Source organism: Bacillus infantis (genome assembly GCF_008180445.1).
GTDB classification, from domain to species: domain Bacteria; phylum Bacillota; class Bacilli; order Bacillales; family Cytobacillaceae; genus Bacillus_AB; species Bacillus_AB infantis_B.
In genome coordinates this window covers 466,605-486,434 of the sequence record NZ_VTER01000007.1, presented here as the reverse complement: position 1 = coordinate 486,434, position 19,830 = coordinate 466,605, and the positions used below count along the sequence as shown (strand labels likewise).

At 47.2% G+C, this 19,830-nt stretch carries 11 protein-coding genes; 5 read left to right on the top strand and 6 right to left on the bottom strand.

What is annotated here, in order from left to right:
- Positions 1-35 precede the first annotated feature (35 nt).
- A complete protein-coding gene (locus FZD51_RS16395; protein WP_148975738.1) occupies positions 36-749 on the bottom strand; it encodes a WecB/TagA/CpsF family glycosyltransferase in 714 nt (237 codons plus the stop codon).
- 24 nt (positions 750-773) lie between these two features.
- A complete protein-coding gene (locus FZD51_RS16390; RefSeq protein WP_148975737.1) occupies positions 774-2,048 on the bottom strand; it encodes a nucleotide sugar dehydrogenase in 1,275 nt (424 codons plus the stop codon).
- 346 nt (positions 2,049-2,394) lie between these two features.
- On the opposite strand from FZD51_RS16390, the gene csaB reads away from it, so the two are divergent.
- The 3 genes from csaB (at position 2,395) to murJ (ending at position 6,299) form a co-directional block, all read left to right on the top strand.
- Positions 2,395-3,504 (top strand): polysaccharide pyruvyl transferase CsaB, encoded by a 1,110-nt coding sequence (csaB, locus tag FZD51_RS16385; protein ID WP_148975736.1) that lies wholly within the window; start codon positions 2,395-2,397, stop codon positions 3,502-3,504.
- A 13-nt stretch (positions 3,505-3,517) separates the two neighbouring features.
- Positions 3,518-4,690 (top strand): glycosyltransferase family 4 protein, encoded by a 1,173-nt coding sequence (locus FZD51_RS16380; RefSeq protein ID WP_148975735.1) that lies wholly within the window; start codon positions 3,518-3,520, stop codon positions 4,688-4,690.
- A 79-nt stretch (positions 4,691-4,769) separates the two neighbouring features.
- Positions 4,770-6,299, top strand: coding sequence for a murein biosynthesis integral membrane protein MurJ (gene murJ / locus FZD51_RS16375; protein ID WP_148975734.1), 1,530 nt, complete (start codon positions 4,770-4,772; stop codon positions 6,297-6,299).
- A gap of 514 nt (positions 6,300-6,813) precedes the next feature.
- Here murJ and FZD51_RS16370 read toward each other — a convergent pair.
- The 3 genes from FZD51_RS16370 to FZD51_RS16355 form a co-directional block, all read right to left on the bottom strand.
- The gene (locus FZD51_RS16370) at positions 6,814-8,046 is read right to left on the bottom strand and encodes a DUF4367 domain-containing protein (protein ID WP_148975733.1); all 1,233 of its coding nucleotides are present in this window, start codon (positions 8,044-8,046) and stop codon (positions 6,814-6,816) included.
- Complete coding sequence (locus FZD51_RS16365; protein ID WP_148975732.1) at positions 8,006-8,557, bottom strand: sigma-70 family RNA polymerase sigma factor; 552 nt, start codon at positions 8,555-8,557, stop codon at positions 8,006-8,008. Before FZD51_RS16365 ends, FZD51_RS16370 begins: the two co-directional genes overlap by 41 nt.
- A 296-nt stretch (positions 8,558-8,853) precedes the next feature.
- Positions 8,854-10,341 carry an S-layer homology domain-containing protein gene (locus FZD51_RS16355; protein WP_187445791.1) on the bottom strand — a complete coding sequence of 496 codons (1,488 nt, stop codon included), beginning with the start codon at positions 10,339-10,341 and terminating at the stop codon, positions 8,854-8,856.
- Positions 10,342-10,735: 394 nt separating this feature from the next.
- On the opposite strand from FZD51_RS16355, the gene FZD51_RS16350 reads away from it, so the two are divergent.
- Both FZD51_RS16350 and FZD51_RS16345 read left to right on the top strand, forming a co-directional pair.
- Positions 10,736-14,212, top strand: coding sequence for an S-layer homology domain-containing protein (locus FZD51_RS16350; protein ID WP_148975730.1), 3,477 nt, complete (start codon positions 10,736-10,738; stop codon positions 14,210-14,212).
- Positions 14,213-14,245: 33 nt separating this feature from the next.
- A complete protein-coding gene (locus tag FZD51_RS16345; protein WP_148975729.1) occupies positions 14,246-14,983 on the top strand; it encodes a hypothetical protein in 738 nt (245 codons plus the stop codon).
- 100 nt (positions 14,984-15,083) lie between these two features.
- Here the strand turns inward: FZD51_RS16345 and FZD51_RS16340 are convergent, their stop codons facing one another.
- Positions 15,084-19,763, bottom strand: coding sequence for an Ig-like domain-containing protein (locus tag FZD51_RS16340; protein ID WP_187445790.1), 4,680 nt, complete (start codon positions 19,761-19,763; stop codon positions 15,084-15,086).
- Between the last annotated feature and the right edge of the window lie 67 nt (positions 19,764-19,830).

Below are 19,830 nucleotides of genomic sequence, written 5' to 3'. Positions count from 1 at the left end.
AAAAAGTTGAAAATCCTGTGAATCTTAACCAATCCCTACCGGCGGGACATGATCTTCAGAAGGAACCTCGGCAGGGCGAGCTGCCGCTTAAAGCGGTGCGGCTCCTTCATCAGGCGGTAAAGCCATTCAAGACCAAGCTTCCGGTAAAAGGATGGTGCCCGCTGCACCTTGCCCGCAAAGACGTCGAAGCTTCCGCCGACACCCTGGAATACTTTAACGTTAAGATGCGGCATATGCTCACGGATCCACAGTTCCTGCTTCGGGCTGCCCATGGCAACGAACAGCAGCTCGGCGCCTGATTCATTGATTTTCTCAACAAGCGCCTGCTGGTCCTGGACATAGCCGTTTTCATAGCCGGAGATGATGAGCCCCGGATATTTTTCCTCAAGCTTCCGTTTAGCCTCTGTGACAACCTCTTCCTTGGCGCCATACAGAAATACTTTATGATGTTCCTCAGCGGCGAAGCGGATCAATCTTTCCATCATATCCACGCCGGTCACCCGGGAGGTGATGCTCCCGCCCTTGAGCTTAGAGGCAAGCAGGATGCCGACACCGTCAGGGATCTGATAGGTTGACCCGTTGATCAGGCCGCGCAGCTCTTCATTTTCTTCCGCTTTGATGACTTTTTCAGGATTTACGGCAATAATGGTCGACTGTTTCCCTTCCATCATCCTGGTTCTGAGATCATCAATAATCTCTTCATAATTAAGAGGGGAAACATCGACCCCTAAATATTGCTCTTTTCCCATTCTACTCATCACTTTCTTTTTTACTCATAATGTAATGGGCGCCAGCATGGAAAGGTCGCCGATGCGGTATACCTTTACATGATCAGCATCCATGTCCGTACAATTCTTCGTATCAAACACAACCGGCGAAGCCATGCCTGCAAAATCCTCTGCCTTCAGTTCGCGGAACTCAGAGTGGTCTGCAAGGATCGCGACGACATGGGCGCCGTTAACGGCTTCCTCAAAAGAAGACAGCTCAAAATCCACCTGGTGGTTCTGTACATGCGGATCATAGGCATGTACCTCGAAGCGCGGATTGCTTTTCAGCATTTCGTAAATTTCGAGTGCCGGGCTTTCGCGCACATCATCGATATTGCCTTTGTACGTCAGGCCGAATACAGCGATCTTCGGCTTTTCCAGCTGGACGGTAAGCTTCTCGATATTCTCCACCACAAAATGAGGCATAGAGTTGTTGATGCGGCGGGCTTCCTGAATTAATGGCGATTCTGCCTGCGCTTTTTCCACGATGAAGTAAGGGTCGACTGCCAGACAGTGGCCGCCTACTCCTGGTCCAGGCGTATGGATGTTCACGCGCGGATGCTTGTTGGCAAGCTCGATGACATTATGCGCATTAACGCCAAGCTTCTGGCTGATTTTCGCCAGTTCGTTGGCCAGTGCGATATTGACATCGCGGAAGGTATTTTCCATCAGCTTGGACATTTCAGCAGTCACTGCTTCTGTTTCAATCACATCGCCTGTGACGACAGCACGATAGACATCTGCCGCTTTTTTCGCAGCAACCGGTGTCGTTCCGCCGACGATGCGTGTGTTTTCGATCAGTTCGATCAGGATGCGGCCTGGGAGCACGCGCTCTGGGCAATGAGCCACATAAATATCATTCTGCGTGTCAAATCCGCTTTCCTGAAGGATCGGTGCCACAATATCATCCATCGTTCTTGGCGGGATCGTTGATTCAACAATGACGACATTGCCTTTTTTCAAAAATGGCACGATTGACTTTGTAGCATTGACAACATAGTCGACATTCGCTGTATAGTCTTCGTGGATCGGCGTCGGTACGGCAATGATGAAGACATCTGCTTCCTCAGGTGCTGTGGACGCGCGCAGCTTGCCTGTCTCCACTACTTCTTTCACAAGCTCCGGAAGGCCGACTTCTTCTATATGGACTTCCCCTTTGTTCAGTGAATTGACGACACGTTCGCTGACATCCATGCCAACTACTTCATAGCCGGCTTTTGCAAAAATGGCCGAAGTTGGCAGGCCAATATATCCTAATCCAATTACACAAATCTTTTCCATCAAATAGGACCTCTCTTTATAGGCTTCAATAGTGATATACCGGGCTTTCTTGTTACCCGGTGAACAATCTCAAATAATTTCTAACATAGTATAACAAATCCTGACAAAGCTTGCATCATTGACATTGTCTGAAAGCAGTTATAATGATAAAATATTGTTTAGCTTTTTAGGGGGCGTTTTCACCGGCTCCTTTTCTTTTATGTTGCGAAAATATTCTGCTTTGCATTCGCAATTTTTTACCAAGAGGCTGATTTTTAATGCCGGATGAAAGCATATGTGCATACTAAAAGAAAAGCTTTCTGGCGGGAAATGCAGCCTTAACCCACTATAAGGAGGAAATACTTCTTTGAAGATTGTCATCTCAGGATTCTACGGACTTGGAAATACAGGCGACGAAGCCATCCTGGAATCTATTGTCGATAATTTGCGTGATCAATTGAATGAACCAGAAATTACCGTTTTTTCACTGTCTCCAGAACAGACTGCAAAGGAACATCATGTCAAAACCGTTTACCGGGGCTGGCGCCAGGATTTTAAAGGCAAGGTCAGAGCACTGAAGGAAGCCGATCTGCTCGTGTCCGGCGGCGGGGGACTTTTGCAGGATACATATCCGACTAAGTTTATATTCGGACCGCTTCCTTATTATTTACTGATTGTATTCCTTGCCAAGCTTTGCGGCACAAAAGTCATGTTCTTCTCCCAGGGCATTGGTCCTGTCAACTCGACCTGGGGCAAGATATTAATGAAGGTTTTTGCCAATATGGCCGACTTTGTTACAGTCCGTGACCAGTTCTCTAAGGACCTGCTGCACAAGCTTGGCGTCAAACGGCCAGAAACGGTCGTGACATCAGATATCGTCTTTGCTTTCCACCCGAAAAAGGATACAAGCTGCATCGACAGCCTTAATCTTGAACGAAAGGATAATCTGGTTGCCGTTTCTGTGCGTCCATGGTTTGAGAAGGTAAAGCAGTTCGAGCAGATTGGCCAGATCCTTGACCGCTTGATTGAAGAGCGTGATGTAACTCCTGTATTCGTGCCGATGGAAGGCCATCATGATGATGAGGCGAGCAAAAAGGTGCTTGCCCACATGAAGCATGCTGATAAATGTCTTATCCTCGGGACGAAATTTACGCCAAACCAGTATTTGAACTTTATCGGCGAATGCCAAATGACGATCGGCATGCGCCTTCATGCCCTGATTTTCTCAACGCTTATGGGTGTACCGCATATCGGCCTCAGCTATGATAAAAAGGTGGAAAGCCTGCTGAAGCGCAGCGGGATGTGGGAATTCTCGGCCGTCCTTGAAGAAATGGATGCTGAAGAGCTCACCAAGAATTCACTTCACCTTCTGGATAACCGCGATAAATACAGCACAGTGGTCAAAACGAATGCTGAAGGTATGAGAAAAGAAGCTGTCCGCAATGTTGAGCTGCTGAAAGAAAACTTTTTACGTTAATGGAGGCGCCAAAATGAAAATATTAATTGCTACCGCATACGATTATCCGCACGCGGGTGGACTTTCCACCCATGTGGCCACATTAAAGGCCGGGCTTGAAGAGCGCGGACATGAGGTTGATGTCCTGTCTTTTTCTGATATCAGCCCTGCCGTCCGCAAGGTCTATGCCCAGGGGCCGAGCTTTGTCATTCAAAAGCTCAAGAAAGGCCGCGGCATCCTGTGGAGCCATCATGCCCGGAAAAAGCTGATCCAGAAGCTGATCGAAAAGAACAAGCATAAGCAGTATGACCTGATCAATGCACAAGATCCGTTCACGACGCTTGCTGCCATTGAAACCGGCATCCCGACTGTCTCGACCGTCCATGGCTATATGGCATTCGAATCTGTCAGCAAGGGCAGCATCATCGAAGGCAGCCCTGAGGCAAAGGAAATGCAGGATATCGAGATCAAGGCCTATAAAGGGACACGGAAGATCATTACCGTTGACCAGCGCCTGAAGGACTATGTAAAGGAAATGTCGGGCGTGGAAGGCAATGCCATCCGCAACTTCATCGATATTCACAGCTTCAAGCCTGATAAAGATAAAAAAGGCCAGCTTCGCGACCAGTACGGGGTATCACGGGACGAGCATGTCTTATTCGTGCCGCGCCGCCTGACAAAAAAGAACGGGGTCATCTACCCTGCCCTGGCATTGCCTGCTGTGCTTGAAAAATATCCAAACACCAGATTAATTTATGCCGGAAGCGGCGAAGCGTTAAATGAAATCAAGCAGATTGTCGCGGAAAATAAAATGGAGGACCGCGTCACGCTGCTCGGTGCCGTACCGCATGAAAAGGTAAAAGACTATTATGCCCTGGCCGACATCGTCCTTGTGCCGAGCGTCCACTCTGCCGGCGTTGAAGAAGCTACTTCCATCTCGGCTCTTGAAGCGATGGGCTCCGGCTCTCCGCTTGTCGCCTGTGCAGTCGGCGGCCTGAAGGAGATTGTCGATCCAGGCAAAGACGGCTTACTGGTTGAGGAAAAGAATGTAGAAGAGCTATCAGAAGCTATTCTGTACTTCCTCGAAAATCCGGAAAAAGGCGAGGAAATGGCGAAAAATGCGCGAGAAAAGATTGAGAAGGAATATTCTCACCTTGCCGCTGCAGCCAAATATGAGGAAATCTACCTCAGCGCACTGAAGAAATAATTGTGAAGAGCCTCAGGGAGAGCACCCGCTTTACCTGGGGTTTCCTTCTACCCTTAAACAGAAAGTGACTGAAGAATCCATGTCAGGATTAAAAAAAACCGCCATCTGGATCACGCTGCTGGCCCTCGTCCTTAAGCTGTCAGGCTTCCTGCGCGAGAGCATCATTGCGAGAGAATTCGGCGCAACCGACTTCACAGACGGCTATTTGCTTGCTTTTTCTTTTATCACACTTGTTGTGGCCATGATTTCAGGCGGATTCAATAATGTGTTTCTGCCCTTGTATATAAAGCACCGGAATGCTGACACAGCTGCCACCGAACGGAATGCGAGCGGCATCATGAATGCCACCGTGCTGGTTTTCCTGATTGTTACGGTTGCCGGCTATTTCTTCGTCCCGTATATCGTCCCATTCATCTACGGATCGATGAACGAGGTGCAGGAGAAGGTCGCTGTCGATATCACGCAATTCTTCTTCCTTTTCATGACAGCGATTGCCTTGAACGGAATTCTGGAATCCTACCTGCAGGGCAGGCGCGTGTTTGTTCCTTCCCAGATCTCGAAGCTCCTGGCAACATTGATGGGTGCCGTTTTCGCCCTTTTGTTCTCTGATTCGTGGGGCATCAACAGCCTCGCTTACGGCTTTATCGCTGGTACGCTTCTTGGAACCGTACTGCAGATTTTTTATCTCAGGAAAAGCGGTTTTCATTGGGAGCCGACGATCAAGGTGGATAAAGTATTCCGCAACACTTTTCTTGCCCTTCTTGTACCGGCCTTGCTCAATTCAGTCGTCGGGCAGATCAATATGTTCGTCAATAAAACATTTGCCGCCGGCACGATTTCCGGTGCTGTCACTTATCTGAATAATGCTTCCCTCCTGGTGAGCATTCCTCAGGCGATCTACGGCACGACGATTGCTGCGATCATCTTTACCCTGCTGTCAGAGCAGGTGGATAACCATAAAAAGTTCCAGCAGACGTTCTTCATGGGCATGCAGATTTCTCTTGTCACCCTGATGCCAATCGCGGTCGGGCTCCTGCTTGTCGGTGATGCGGCCATTGCTTTTATCTATGAAGGCGGGAGATTTACGGCAGAAGACACGCAAAATACCTATCTTGCACTTCTCTTATATCTGCCATTGATCGTAACGCAGGGCCTGCAGTACATCGTCTCGAAGTCGATGTACGCCCGCGGGAAGACGGCGATCATCCTCCGGATCAGTGTAACGACAATTCTATTGAATGTGCTGCTCAACTGGCTGTTTGTCGGTCCGTTCGGCTATCCGGGGCTTGCTTTGACCAGCTCTGTCGTCTCCTTCTATTATCTGGGCGTATCCACCTATGTGGTCTACAAGGACTTTGATGCAGGTGAAAGAAGGAAGCTTATTTCCCTGTTTATCAGGGTGCTGCTGCCATCTGTTATCATGGCGGTGCCGCTCTACCTGATCAAGCAGTTCACACCGGTCTCCGACTGGCTGCCGCTGTTCGAGCTGAGCATTCTTGTACCGCTTGGCGCCATCCTTTATGCGGGAGGATTATACTTCTTCTACCGCCAGGGATTTGTACAGCTGCTCTCTGTCGTACGGAAAAAACGGGGCGGAAGCTCTGGTTGATTATAATGCGAAAAGCGCCAGCTATCTTGCTGGCGCTTTTTTATAATGGCTAGTATTAGGAACTAAGTTGGAAGGACTCTATCACTTATTGCGATTGCGCCTGCGATATATACTGCTTATTGTGGGGTGATCAGGAAAAGCTATTTTTACTGTCTCTCAAAGAGCGGACCTTCCGGCCTGAACGAGGTAATCAGTGACAGGTTGAAAAATAGGAGGAGAATTTCCCTCTAATTTCAAATAACCTCTAAAAATAGCTCAAATAGACGGAGAATTTCCGTCTATTGGCTCATGAAATAAGAAAACCGGCAGCTTTGCTCCGCTTAACGGGAATTTCTCCCCTTATCTACACCTACGAGTGCCATATTCAGCAGCATAACCGGAAAATCTCCGCTTATTTTCAGGCATGCTATTCACGGACTTCCTGTTTTTTCAAAACCATTCCGCGTTGGCTGAATAAGCCTCTTTTTACACAATACTATAAAATGTTATTTATTCCTTAAAGGCAAAAGAGCCTTTAATATTGGTGTTCAAAATCAGTCATGATCCACTTGTTTTCCACCTGGCTGATTGTGATGACGATGGTGAGGACACCGTGAAGATCACTTTTATGTTTCTGGGTGATTTTATATTCTGAAGGGCTGGTCTGCTTCAGTTCATAAGGCTGTGATGTGTCCAGGAATATCGGCCCTTCTGTAGCAACAAGATAAAGTCCATCCGCCTTTTCCTCAACTATATAGCCAAATCTTTTCTTTGCGAGCTGTTTGGTCATAATGGAAGAAAATTCAGTGTAAAACTCTTCCTCTGTTTTGAAGTTTGGATGCTTCAAATTAGCATCAAATTTCTTTAACTGCTGATCAAACAGCGTCATAGAACTTGCCGAGAGCCCGCTTGCTTCTGCCTTGCTCAGCCCGCCCTGCTCCACTGGTTCTTCTTCCTGCTGATTATCCTCAGGTTCGTTTGCTTCAGGCTGTTCTTCCTGTTCTTCCTCTGTTTCCTCTGTTGGCGGAGGATTGTTCTGTTCTGGATCTTGTTCTGTGTTTTCCTCTGGTTCATTGTTTTCGTTCTGGTCCGGCTGATTGTCAGGGGCCTCTGTTTCTGTATCTTCCTGCTTTTCAGTGTCTTCTGTATTTTCGAGCAGCAGGCTGTTATACCCTTTGGCTTCAAGGATGGAGTCTGCAATCTTAAACAATTCTTCTTCCTTTAGGTCTCCCTGCTTCTCAACGACCTGATAAAAACCTTCCGCTTCCCAGATGATATACGACTGCCCGTCTTCTCCTTGATAATAGGTGCCGGTCAGATTATCTGCCAGCATGAGGTCAGAGCCTGACTGCTGATCGTCCGACAATTCCTTGCGCATCTGATAGGAAAATGTATTCTGCTCATTCGCCGAATCGGTGAATATATGCTCATATAGCTCTCCTACTGTATGCATATGCTTAAACACATAATTTTCCGGTATATAGGGAGGTGTGATCAGCTCAGGTTTCTTTTCGGCGGTTTGCTGCTGATCTTCTTCCTGCTGGTTCACCAATGAATAGACGCCTGCAGAGGAAGCGGCAAGAAACACGGCTGTCAGCATGACAGGAACCCATTTTCCCGTCTTCTTTCGGGAATGTCTTTGGGCTGTCCTTGTTTCCTTCTGGCTTATGGTTCTCATGACATTTGCCTTCATATCGGGTGTAAATCGGAATTCCGCAAGTTTCCCGCTATGCTTTTGATCTTTTACTTCTTCCAGTTCTTTCTCCATTCCACTCACCTCTTTTCGTTAAAGATTTTTTTAATAATTCCTTGCCTCTGGTCATGCGGGATTTCACGGTATTCAGGTTCAGCCCGCATATATCGCCGATCTCTTTCTGGGTGCATTGCTGATAATAATATAAGAAAATGATTTCGCGGTATTTTAAAGGAAGCTGCAATATTTCATTCAGCAGCTCTGTCTTTTCCTCCTGTTCGATTAAATCCTGTTCGGCACTGCTGCTGCCGCCCGTGAAATAGGAGGAAATCACATCGCTGGCATGCATTTTCCGGTAATGCCAGCTGGTGACATAGTCTTTGCAGTGATTAACTGCCACTCTGTAGAGCCAGGTATCAATGGATGAATTCCCCTGGAAGGTATCCAGCTTCTCATAGCATTTGATGAAGATTTCCTGTGCGAGATCTTCTGCGGTCTGATGATTGCGGACATACGAATAGGCAAGATGGAGCACATCGGTGCCATGCCGGTCCATCAAATCGCTGATGATTTCATGTTTATCCAATCATGTCCCTCCTCTCAGGGATCTTTGTTTATTTTTTAGACGAGGCATGGGGGGAGAAGGTTGATTTTATTTTTTTGGTGGGCATGGAAAAGCGCCGGGGTTTTGGCCGGCGCTAAGATATAAACTATTATTTTTAATGGAGCTGTTGATTTCCGCTGCAGGCACTTCGCTTTTTGCGGGGCGGCGCTGCAATCCCGCTGGAGTCTGCGTGCCTGGAACGAAGATCAACAGGGTTTTGTAATTTATTGGGCTGTCTGAAAGCAGACCTAAGATACTCCACCCTATTTTTTTAGATACTAGTTTTTCGCTTCCTTCATCTTAACGGAACGTTCGAGGAAGAGCGCGTATTGGCCGCGGTCGACTGTATTGTTTCCGTTGTATGGAACCGAGTTGGTGATTTTGTTATAAGCAAGCTTGCTGATATCCGTGCGGTTTGGATGGAATGGAGCGATTCCAGCGAAATGATAGCCTGCTGGCGGCTGGTTATAGGTGTCCCCGAATGAACGGACCAGAATACTCGCCATTTCCGATCTTGTAAGCGGATCATAAGGCTTGAGCTTTCCGCCTGCTCCCATGATGCCGTTCGCTTCCGCGATGAGCATATATTCATAGCCCGGGCTGCCCGGCTTCATATCATCAGCTTTCATCTTATAGCCTGCCGGCAGCTTCAGGTCCAGCGCCTGGACAATCAGCTTGGCAGCATGATAGCGCAGCAGCTTCACTTCAGGGCGATAGGTGCCGTCAGTATAGCCATTGATAGTATCCCTCGTCTGCAGGAAGGTTACTGCCCGGGAGACTTCCTTATTATATACATCCTTGAAATAGGTTATCTCATTGGATGTGACAAGATTGGAGGATGCCATATACCCTTCGAAGCCTGTCCCCTTCACTTTGTAGAATACATATTGGTTATAGATGCTCGATCCGCTTTCGTAAGGTCCGCCTGTGATTTCAACCGGTGTATAATGCAGGACTGCTTCCGGCGTCGCATCAGTTATGGAATCACGCAGGTTGGAGGTAGAACGCGCAGTGTTATATGTATAAGCGACTGCTTTGTTCTTATAGTTTTGTGTTGTCTTTGTGCTGGTAGGCCACGTATAGTCTACTCCTGCAGGGAATGTCATCAGCTCAGGACGTGATGCATCCGGATAGCGGATATCCAGCTTCGGCGTTTCCCCCAGTTCCACCAGGCTGTTTTCCCTGATTGTCTGGAATACCTTCTCCTGGTAGGCATTGCCGCCTGCATGGTTCGGGTCATTTCGTTTGGAGAGCCCATTATAGCTCATGACTGCAAAATACCAATCTTCAATCTTCTCTTTTTCATGCTTGTTCACCTGCGGAAGATTGCTGTTATTCCACTTGCGCAGCAGCTGGTCGGCCCCCTGCTCAATATTGTAGCGCGTATCCTTTTTCAACCTTTCCACATCAACGTTATATTGGCTGATTTCTTCCGGTGTCAGCGTCAGCTGCATGATGCCGATTCCGCCGTCATTGGAAATGATCGGGGATCCATTGCCGTTGAACTGCATCATACCTGTTTCCACATAAGCGATTGCCTTCAGGATTTCTGCCGGGATGCCTTTCTGAACAGCCACCTCGCGCAGCATCTTCTGCACCTCGGCAATATTCACCTGGGCATTTGCTGCCGTAATCAGCGGCTGGACAGAAGAAGATGCCTTTGTCACTCCTTCAGCATGTACTCCTGCACCTGCACCTGCACCTGCACCCAGGCTGAGCATAAATACACCGGCCGCAGCCATTTTCACTAGTTTTTGAGATTTCATGCTATCCCTCCTCTTCCAGTATTTTAACATAATGAGAGATTGGGTAGAAATATTTGTCATTATGGAGGGTGCGTTTTGGTAAAAAATGTATAGTTGGGCGAATAATTGAAATTTTGGGGCGAATCACCTTGAATTTGGGTAGAATCAATGAGTTTTTAGGGCGAATCATCATGATTTTAAGGCGAATCAGCAAAACATTAGGCGGAATCCTTTTGCTAAAGATAGAATAATGAAAAATTCACCTGCTGATTCGCAAGAATTAGGTCATTCCTCCTATCTCCAGCTAAATCCTGTCCTGAATCAGCCGATATTTAATATAGTGAACGATAAAAATGACTCTATCAATCTGTCTTTTACCTTTTGCTATATCTTATGACTTGTGAGGGAAAACTCTATGCTAGATAAGCATAAATCTTACCGTAAATTTATGGCGGCTTCTGTAACAGGTGTTATGGTCGCAAGTGCCGTATCACCCCAGTTTGCAGGCGCACAGCAGCCTGTGCTTTTTTCTGATGTAGCACCAAAGGATTATTACTACGAAGCGGTCACCAGCTTTTCTAAAAGAGGAATTGTGAAGGGCTTCGGACAGGGGGAATTCAAGCCTGGCGAAATGGTTACAAGGGCTCAAGCTGCCAAAATGGCTGCTTTAGCTTTAAATTTGAAGACCGATCAATTAAAAGATCCAGGATTCAAGGATGTACCAAAGACCAATTGGGCCTATCGCTATATCACCGCCCTGAATAATGCCGGAATCCTTCATGGCTATGGCAGCCAGTTCAAGCCGAATGACCCGATTACCCGGGCACAGCTGGCAAAAATTCTGACGCTTGCTTTTAAACTGCAGGAAAGCCCGCTGAAGGATCAGCGCTTTACTGATGTGCATGCTAAAGACTGGTTTGCAGGCTATGTGCAGCCGCTGATTGAAAACAAAATCACGCTCGGAACGACGGCTAACACTTTTTCACCTTCCCAAATCGTGACCCGCGGCCAGATGGCGACATTTATATATAGAAGCGAACAGGCTGTCAAAACCCTTCGGTCTGCCGCTGTCATTAAAGAGATTACAGAGGATAAGCTCGTTACAGATAAAGGAAGCTTTCTGCTCTCTCCTGAACAGAAAAAATGGCTCACTCCAGACAATGCCCAGATTCTTAAAGATGCAGTCATTCACTATCATGCTGAAGATCATGTAATAGAGAAAATTGCCTCAGTTGAAATCAAGGCCAGCGGGAAGCCTGCTGCCGAACATGCGGCGGAGTTTTCAGGAAACCTGCTATTTGACGGGAAAGGCGCTGTGATTGAAGGGAATGTAAAAGTGGCAGGCGATTTCCTGTCCCTGAAGAATCTCACCATCATGGGGAATTTAGAGATTGCAAAAGAAGTAGAGAATGACTTTTATATGGAAGATGCCATCGTCCATGGGAAAACCCTGGTTAATGGCGGTGATTCAAATACGGTTGTGTTCAAGGATTCCCGTTTAGGAACTGTGGATGTGAATAAGCCTGAAGTGCGGGTCGAATCGCTCGGCCATTCTGCTGTTGGAGAGCTTGCTATTCATACTAATGCTACTATCACCGCAGATTCCGGCGTGACTTTTCCGAAGGTATCCATTACAGGCAGCGCAAGCCAGGTCAATCTGCAGGCTAATATTGATTCTCTCACTATTTCCAACAGCCAAGCACTGAATCTCACGGGATCGGGGAATATAAATAAATTAGAGGTGAGCTCCACCGTTCCTGTTTCACTGGATCACATAGGACAGGTTCAGACCTTATCTATCACCCAGCCAAAGACCAGCCTGACGATCGGGTCTAATATGCAGATACAGAACCTTGTGACACCGGCAAAAGTGGAGGCGCAGCAGGTTGTAAAGAACTTTGAAGCAGTCCAGTCCCAGGTCGCCAGCCTGAACGGGACGGCCAATCCGGCTGCTGCACCAAGGAATAATCCTCCTGTGCAGGCAAACCCGGTATCAAATAAAACCATTAACCTGGAAGACGGCCCTATTGTGATCGACGTATCAGAGGTTTTCACTGATGCCGATCAAGAGCCCCTTACCCTTACAGCCATGTCGCGGGCACCCGGGGTGGCCGCCGTGCAGCTGACTGGAACACAGCTGACCATCACACCTGCAGCTGCGGGTACAGCACTCATCCAGATGTCTGCAACTGACGGGAAGCAGTCCGCTGTTTCACGATTTAGTGTATTTGTAAATACAAAGCCGTCCGGTACAGAGCTTCCTGCCCAAACCCTGACACTTGGCTCTGCAGACGGGACGCTTGATTTATCCTCTTATTTCCAGGACGGAGATGGCGACACGCTGACCTATACAGCTGTATCAGACAATCCCGCCATAGCTGAGGCTGATATCGATGCTAGTACACTTTCTATTTCTGCTGCCGGTGCAGGCACTGCTACAGTCACAGTGACAGCGGATGACGGCCGCGGAGGAACCATCAGCAAGACATTGCAAGTGCTGGTGAACCGCGCTCCTGAAGCGTTTCTGAACATTATCGACCAGACCGGGACGATTGGCGAACCGGATATAGAAATAGATATAAAGAATGTTTTCCGGGATCCTGACGGCGATTCTTTAACCTATGAAGTGACGTCAAGCCACCCTTCCGTTGCCGGCGCTTCACTGGACGGTACAGTTGTCAAATTGCAGCCTGCCGGACCCGGTGATTCAGCCATAACCATCAAAGCCAGGGACGGAAAAGGCGGTTCTGCAGAGATTTCTTTTACAATCAATGTCAACCAGGCACCAGCGGGGGCTTCCATCGCTGATCAGATTCTTACCCTCGGTTCTGGAGAAAAAACAATTGATCTTGCCAGCGTGTTCAGCGATCCTGATGGAGATGCTTTGACCTATAAAGCTAAATCACAGGATGCTTCCATAGCAGGTGCAGCCGTCAGCGGTTCTGTATTGAAAATAAGGCCTGAAGCTGCCGGAACTTCCGTCATTACTGTTACAGCTGAGGATGGAAAAGGCGGGAAGACATCCAGAAGCTTTACTGTGCGGATCAACAGGAATCCTGTTGCCAGCCTGATTGCAGATCAGACGCTTTCCTTGGGGAGTGCAGCCGGGATTATTGATTTGTCCCATAATTTCACTGACTCTGATGGTGATGAATTATCATTCATTGCCGTATCAGCGGACTCCAGCATCGCTCAAGCGGCGCTCACTGGAAAGGTCTTAAAAATCTCTTCGATTGGGACTGGGGAAACTACTTTGACTGTCACAGCTTCTGATTCTTTTGGAGGAACTGTCTCTCAAGCTTTCAGTGTTACAGTAAAACCAAACGAAGCACCTGTTGTTCAGCAGGTAATCGGGGACAGGAAGTCAAAGCCGGCTGATGAAATTGTCATCGATCTTGCTGATGTGTTCACTGATCCGGAGCAGGATGAACTCATCTATGAGGCAGAATCATCCAATCCTTCTAGTTCAGACGCTAAAATATCCGGCAGTACACTCACAGTCACCGGCGTCCAGGATGGGAATGCTGTCATCACCGTGACAGCAGCCGATGCTTCCGGCAACAAGGTCAGCACCACTTTCAAGGTTACCGTTTCATCGAACGCTGCGCCTTCAGTGTCCGGCTCTATCCCTGAACAGGTCATTGGGGCAGGGGTGCCGGGAAATCAGTTTTCAATTGACCAATTATTCTCTGACTCCGACGGCAATCAGTTGACCTATTCAGTAACGGCAGCGGACGGAGCCCTTGTCAATGCCAGCATCAATGGGAATCTCCTGACCCTTATGCCGGAAACAGGCTATGGAAAAACGACTGTCACTGTCCAGGCAGATGACGGCAACGGCGGGACAGCAACAGCCGCTATTAGAGTAAACGTCGCCAAAGTCGCTCAATAAAAAAAAATCACGGCAAAAAAGGGAATTGCAGATGTGTCTTATGATATGACTTCATTCTTCCCGGCCCAGAACAACCTGACTGTTTATCGCCAGATCAAAGGGCAGCTGACACAGAGCGGCACCCAGCCTCTGAGCGGAAAAGTGTTTAAGATGGTACCAGGTGAGACAGGATCCATTGAGAATTGGTGGATTACAGCGGAAGATGGAACAGCCGTATTCATCGAACTGACCGTCCAGGAACAGCAAGGCCCTGAGGTCTTTTTCTCGGAATACACCAGGGGAGAAAACGGCAGGATTGCTTTGGAGGTTTATAACAAAAATGACAGTGCGCTGAATTATCAAGTAATAGGCTACCGTTACAATACAAAAACCAGCCAGATGGAAATAATGAAAAACAGTGATATTCCTCCGCAATCTTATGGAAGGATCAGCGGAATTTTCCCAGGCATGTATGGAATGATTATAAATTACACGTTCTATGATTTATTTGATATCGCACCGGTCTCATACTACAATGATGAATTGGCCATGACCGCCAACGGCAAAGACGGCTATATTATCTGTGCCTTCGAGCTTTTGAAAGATGGGACAGTTGTTGATGTTATCGGAGATAAAAACTGGACACCAGGCTCCACTTCTGAAATCCTGCCGGAATTTGGCACGATGATCAGGAAGAAGGGGATTGACACAGGGTCCACTTCCTTCAATTTGAGCGGGGAATTCGACTTGATGCCAACAACATATATCAATTTGGGTAACCATACACCTTAATAGATTGGAAGCTGCCTTGGAAGGGCAGCTTCTTTTTATATAACAAAGAGCCAGCATTCTATATGATGCTGGCTGTTTGTTTGAAGCATTAAGCTATTACTTAAGGAACAGGAGTAAAATCATGTGTGCCTATATGTTTAAAATCATCTATTGGATATTGAGTCCACTGGTTTTCATCATACATCGTGGAACCTTTCGTCACTCCGCTATTTCGAACCATCGTTTTATTCTTATAGTATTTTACAGAATCAATTATTTGTTCATCATATTCCAACTGGATATTTACGTATTCAACAGTTTCTTCAGGAACCAAGTCAAAAGAAGTACGCAATACTTCTGATGGTATTTCGAAATCTTCAAGAATGAAGAAATCATCTACAACGGACAATACTTGTCCTGGTCCTAATTGATTAATGCTGAATTCCCGAAAATTTTTCTTCTGATCTGCCAACACAAGTGTAAGCTTGGTGAGATCAATCTGATTAACAGTAGGATTATAAATTTCTAAAGCAAAGTCACCAAAACCGCCCCAGATAGTTTCAGATATAAAAAGGCTTGGAGCCGTTTCTTCAGGAACACTTGAGTTCGGCTGTTTAATTGTGATTATAAAGCTCTCCTCTGCCGTTCCTCCGCGTCCGTCATCTGCTTTTACGTTGATTGTCGCCGTTCCAGCATTTAGCGCTGTTAACTTCAGATCTGTTCCCGAAACCACTGCGGTCGATACTCCTACATTTGACGAAGTGGCCGTTAATGTAAGTGTGTCTCCGTCTGCATCTTCAAATACATTGCTTAAATCCACTGTAAACGGAGGTTCTCCAGTTAAAACTGTCTGATCCGATATTCCAGTTATCACAATCGGGGCCCGGTTTGGCGCCTCTATGGTAACGGTAAAGCTTTCTTCCACCGTTCCTCCGCGTCCGTCATCAGCTTTTACTTTGACTGTGGTTGTCCCGGCGCTCAGCGTAGTTAACTTGAGGGTTGTCCCGTCTACTTCTGCTTCCGCTACTGAGCTGTCTGAAGTGGATGCTGTTATTGTGAGTGCGTCTCCGTCCTCATCTCCGAACGTCCCGTTCAAGTCTAATAATATCGGCGGTCCTCCCGCCATCACTTTCTGGTCCGAAATTTCATTCTTGACTGAAGGAGCATGATTCGGCTGCTCTACTGTGATGAAAAAGCTTTCCTCTTCACTCCCGCCCCGGCCGTCAGCTGCTGTAACACTGATCACGGCTCTTCCTTTATTTAACGGCGTTAATTTCAGATATGTTCCGTTCACTTCCACTGCTGCAATTCCGCTATTGTTGGAGATGGCTGTCAGAGTAAGTTTGTCTCCATCAGGATCTGAAAAGACATTGCTTATATCTATCATAAACGGTGCTTCCCCAGCCACAGCCGTCTGATTGACTATTTCCTTTGCCAATACAGGCGCGCGGTTCGGACGCTCTATTGTTATCGTGAAACTTTCTTCCACCGTTCCGCCGCGTCCGTCATCAGCTTTTACCGTGATGGTGGCTGTCCCAGCGCTTAACACTGTCACCTTTAGGTCATTTCCGGCAACCTCCGCTGACGCTATTGTGCCGTCTGATGAGGCTGCTGTCATCGTGAGGGCGTCCCCGTCGGCATCCCCAAATACCTGGCTCAAATCCAGTATCATCGGAGGTCCTCCTGCCATCACCTTCTGGTCAATCATTTCTTTGGCCACTACTGGAGCACGGTTCGGCTGCTCTATTGTTATCGTAAAGCTTTCTTCGACCGTTCCGCCGCGTCCGTCATCAGCTTTTACCGTAATTGTCGCTGTTCCAGCGCTTAACACTGTTACCTTCAGGTCATTTCCGGCAACCTCCGCTGATGCTATTGTGCTGTCTGATGAGGCTGCTGTCATCGTGAGRGCGTCCCCGTCGGCATCCCCAAATACCTGGCTCAAATCCAGTATCATCGGAGGTCCTCCTGCCATCACCTTCTGGTCAATCATTTCTTTGGCCACTACTGGAGCACGGTTCGGCTGCTCTACTGTTATATAAAAGCTTTCCTCTTGACTTCCGCCGCGGCCATCAGCGGCTGTAATAATGATCGTCGCTCTTCCTGCGTTTAACGGTGTTAACTTCAGGCTTGTTCCGATTATTTCCGCTGTTGCTATGGCGGCATCGGTAGTGCCGGCAGTGATAGTAAGTGTGTCTCCGTCAATATCTTCAAATACATTGGTCAAATCTATTAAAGACGGTTCATCACCTGCTACAGCCGTCTGATTGACTATTTCATTTTTCAATATAGGCGCATGATTCGGGCGCTCTGCTGTAATTGTAAAACTTTCTTCCACCGTTCCCCCGCGTCCGTCATCCGCTTTTACCGTGATGGTGGCTGTTCCAGCGCTTAATACTGTTACCTTTAGGTCATTTCCGGTAACCTCCGCTGATGCTATTGTGCTGTCTGATGAGGCTGCTGTCATCGTGAGGGCGTCCCCGTCGGCATCACCAAATACCTGGCTCAAATCCAGTATCATCGGAGGTCCCCCTGCCATCACCTTCTGGTCAATCATTTCTTTGGCAACTACTGGCGCGCGGTTCGGCTGCTCTACTGTTATCGTAAAGCTTTCTTCCACCGTTCCCCCGCGTCCGTCATCCGCTTTTACGGTAATCGCCGCTGTTCCCGGGGCAGATGGCGTCAGCGTTAAAGTGGTTCCATCCGCACTTGCAGCCGCTACCCCTGAATTTGAAGATTCCGCTGTAATAGTCAATGAATCATGATCGGCATCCATAAATACATTGCTTAGATCTACTGTGATCGGTGCTGTTCCAGCCACAGCCGTCTGGTCCGCTATTTCATTAGCTACCACGGGAATACTGTTTGGCTGCTCAACATTCACAATGAAACTCTCATAGACAATTCCGCCCCTGCCGTCATCAGCGGTTACTGTAATAGTGGATGCTCCGGCAGTAACAGCTGTTATCAGTAGCGTTGCACCCTGGAGGGAAGCATCTGCTACATCTGCAGCTGAGGAAACCGCAGTTAATTGAAGGGCATCACCATCAGGATCGGTAAATACGGAGCCCAATTCAATTGAGAAAGGGGCACTGCCTGCTGTCAAGTTTTGATCAGACACTTCAGCCGCTACTGCAGGCGCCCTGTTTGGGATGACAGTTGCGCCGCCTGGTACATAATCCGGATTGTCCTTGCCACCGATTTTTTGTATATTGTTTTTAACACTTTCATAGTTTGATATGGCCTCGGCTGGCTCCACTCCAGCAGGAAGCTGCATATCAGCAATCCTTGTATATCTGCCAAGAATGAATCTGGAATCCTTATCGACAGTCTTCAAAAGTCCAACTTGGCCTGTGGATTCAACCCTCACAATAGAAGCTGAAGAGGCAGCCATTTGACCGAAGCTGGCATTTCCGCTTATCGTAATGTCTCCATTGCCAATGATACGTACTTCTTCTACATTTGAATTAATTTCAACACTTTCCACACCGGCTTCGATCGTGATCTTCGGAATAATCGTTTGGGATTCTGCAGTGAATCTTGTTTTGCTGCGGATCAGCACAGAATCTGCTTTTGTTTCCCCTGTGGCTTCAACGATGGCACCGCCTTTTGAAATTTCCAATTCGCCTAAGCTCGAATTACGGAAAACAACTCGGGAAGCCGCCTTCAAATCACTTGCAGCAACAGCCTCATAGCGGTTTTGGGCTATTTTATAAGAAAGGGAGTTATAAAATTTATCTGAATTCGCAAGAGTCGTAGCAGCTCCATCCGAAACGATGGTTTTGCCGGAAACACTTATGTTTTCTGTGTAAAAAGAATGCTGGACTGCACTTCTGGTTTCGAGATTTCCATTTATTTTCATATCTTTCAGAATGGTAAAGTCACTATTTACGATTAAGTCGGTGTTAATCAGAGCATTTTTCCCATTCAGAGTTATATGATTATATGTTTCAGAATTTGAGCCGGCTTGTCCGCCCGCTGTCAATTCGACTGACAAAAACTTGTCAATGCTGTCTCCGTTAGGGCTGAATGTGATATTTGCTCCTTTAAGGGCTCCTGCGTTCTCCACATTAAACCACGTCTTTAAATTTGCACTTAAAGAAAAGGTACCTTTATCCGTCACTACATTATGATCAGTAATGCCCGAAACCGCTGCTGTAATTTGTAAAGGCTTTGCAGCAAGCTCACTCCGGTAAATGAATGCGGCCATCTGCCCGCGGCTCACTGTCTCATTAGGTGAATAAGTCTTTGCTGTTGTTCCATTTGTAATGCCTTTTTCTATTAATGGCTGCAAGTATCCTGCATACCAGTCGGTGGGATTTACATCCTGAAATCGCTTATCCTTCAGAGGACTTTCTTTGAATTTATAGCCCAGAGCTATTATTTTTGCCATTTGTGCACGTGTAATGGGTTCATTCGGCTTGTACTGGTCTCCATACCCCTTTATGATGCCCCGTTCTGCTAAAGCAGCAATATATCTGTATGCCCAGTTGTTTTTCGAAACATCTTTAAACCCCGGGTCCTTCACATGGTCTGTTCTTAGATTCAAAGCAAGAGCAAGCATTTTGGCCGCCTGGGCCCGGGTGACACTTTCTTCCGGTTTAAAAATGCCATTCCCATAGCCTTTGATAATCCCTCTTTCCGAAAGGCTGGAAACAGCTTGAAAATAATAATCTTTATTTGTCACATCTGAAAAACTGATTCCTTGTGCATAAGGAATCAGAGGCGAAACTGAGCCTGCCGCCATTACACCTGCAGCTGCTGATAAAAAAAATCTCCAATTCGGGCTATGCTTATACCGCATATGTTTTCCTCCAACATAATAAAATGGCAAAAATATAATAGCCTTATTCATTAAAACCTAAAATAAA

Bases quoted from the DNA above. Each gene is read 5' to 3' on its own strand.
- FZD51_RS16395 (WP_148975738.1), bottom strand. From the start codon at position 749: ATGGGAAAAGAGCAATATTTAGGGGTCGATGTTTCCCCTCTTAATTAT.
- FZD51_RS16390 (WP_148975737.1), bottom strand. From the start codon at position 2,048: ATGGAAAAGATTTGTGTAATTGGATTAGGATATATTGGCCTGCCAACT.
- FZD51_RS16380 (WP_148975735.1), top strand. From the start codon at position 3,518: ATGAAAATATTAATTGCTACCGCATACGATTATCCGCACGCGGGTGGA.
- murJ (WP_148975734.1), top strand. From the start codon at position 4,770: ATGTCAGGATTAAAAAAAACCGCCATCTGGATCACGCTGCTGGCCCTC.
- FZD51_RS16370 (WP_148975733.1), bottom strand. From the start codon at position 8,046: ATGGAGAAAGAACTGGAAGAAGTAAAAGATCAAAAGCATAGCGGGAAA.
- FZD51_RS16355 (WP_187445791.1), bottom strand. From the start codon at position 10,341: ATGAAATCTCAAAAACTAGTGAAAATGGCTGCGGCCGGTGTATTTATG.
- FZD51_RS16350 (WP_148975730.1), top strand. From the start codon at position 10,736: ATGCTAGATAAGCATAAATCTTACCGTAAATTTATGGCGGCTTCTGTA.